1 protein-coding gene is annotated in these 1,750 nt (G+C 67.1%); it reads left to right on the top strand.

What is annotated here, in order from left to right; all coding sequences use genetic code 11:
- Nucleotides 1-245 precede the first annotated feature (245 nt).
- Nucleotides 246-1,622 carry a M36 family metallopeptidase gene (locus tag AB0M20_RS41780; RefSeq protein WP_364306898.1) on the top strand — a complete coding sequence of 459 codons (1,377 nt, stop codon included), beginning with the start codon at nt 246-248 and terminating at the stop codon, nt 1,620-1,622.
- The last annotated feature ends 128 nt before the right edge of the window (nt 1,623-1,750 follow it).

Below are 1,750 nucleotides of genomic sequence, written 5' to 3'. Positions count from 1 at the left end.
TCAAAAGCCTTGTCTCTCTAGGTCTTAAACAGTACTTAAAAAGGTTTTAAAAAGATTTATGCCCGGCGGCCCGGAGACGCCGATCTCTGCCCTGAGACCGGCCGCCGGAGGCTGTCCTACGAGCGCGCGGAGTACCTGTGCAAACGTGCCACCGGGCACACGCTGGGAAGGCTGCGCCGCGCCGGTCGATAGATTTCCATTCATCACACGAAGGTTTAGAGTCGGCCGCTGTGAAGACTTTTCGAGTGGTTGTCCCCCTGGTCATCGCCGGTCTGGTGACCGCGGCCGGGACACCGGCGCAGGCCGCACCGTCCGCCGTGCCCGACGGATTGCAGAAGGTGCAGGTGCGGCAGTCGCTGCTCGGCACCCACACCTGGTACAGGCAGCTCCACAAGGGCATCCCGGTGCTCGGCGGCTACTACGCCACGCACACCGCGATCGCCGGCGTGCCGGCGGTGACCGACGGCCGCAAGCAGGTCACCGGTCTGGCGCGGACGGCGGCCGGGATCAGCGGTGACCGGGCCAAGTCGTCCGTGGCCGGCCGGCTCGGCAAGCAGCCGGCGGGCGCCGAGCTGGTCATCGTGCCCGGCTCCCCCGCCAAGCTGGCCTGGGTGACGCTGACCAAGGCGCCCGGCGGCACGGTGCAGTCGGTGGTCGACGCGGGCACGGGGGCGCTGCTCACCGAGAAGCGCACGATCAAGGAGGCGGACGGCCGCGGCAAGGTCTTCGACCCCAACCCTGTCGTCAAGCTGCAGGACGAGTCGCTGGACGACGAGGACGACGCGGCGAGCGCGGTGCCGAAGAAGGCGTACCGCATCGTCCGGCTGACCCACCTCGACCGCGGCAAGACCACCCTGCAGGGCGCTTACGCCAACAACATCAGCGACAACGCGGTGACCTCGAAGCGGCGCAACTACTTCTTCGACCGCGAGAACGACCACTTCGAGGAGGTCAACTCCTACTACAGCCTCACCGAGACGCAGAAGTACATCCACCGGCTCGGCTTCGCCGACGTCAACAACGAGCCGCAGGACTTCCGGACCACCGGGTTCGCCGACGACAACTCGTACTACGACGACTCGGACGACTCGATCACGTTCGGCACCGGCGGCGTGGACGACGCCGAGGACAACGAGGTGATCTGGCACGAGTACGGCCACGCGATCCAGGCCGACCAGGTGCCCGGCTACGGCGAGTCGGAGGAGGCCGGCGCGATCGGCGAGGGCTTCGGCGACTACTGGGCCGTCACCATGTCGCAGGCGACCAGCCCGAACACCACCGTCACCCCGTGGGCCTGCGTGATGGACTGGGACGCGACCTCGTACACCTCCGACGAGCCGCACTGCCTGCGGCGCACCGACGGCACCAAGGTCTACCCCACCGACCTCGACGGCGAGGTGCACGACGACGGCGAGATCTGGTCGCGCGCGCTCTGGGACATCAACAAGGCGCTCGGCCGCACGGCCGCGAACCGGGTGATCCTGCAGGCGCACTTCTACTTCCCGCCGGACACCAGCATGCCGACCGCGGCGAACCTGACCGTCATCACCGCCCGTGCCCTCTACGGCAAGAGCGCGGAGGCGAAGACCAAGGCCGCCTTCACCGATCGCGGCATCCTCTAGTTTGAGGGCGTGCGTCCCTACGTGTTGCTGAGCTGCGCCGCGTCGATCGATGGGTACATACAACACCCCCCGCAGCGACGTCAGCTTCTCTAGAACGAAGCGGAATTCGACCCGGACGACCCCCAGAT

It is taken from the genome of Actinoplanes sp. NPDC051633 (assembly GCF_040681735.1).
Lineage (GTDB): Bacteria > Actinomycetota > Actinomycetes > Mycobacteriales > Micromonosporaceae > Actinoplanes.
Note: the sequence above shows the minus strand (reverse complement) of the source record. Positions and strands in the feature narration are given on the sequence as shown.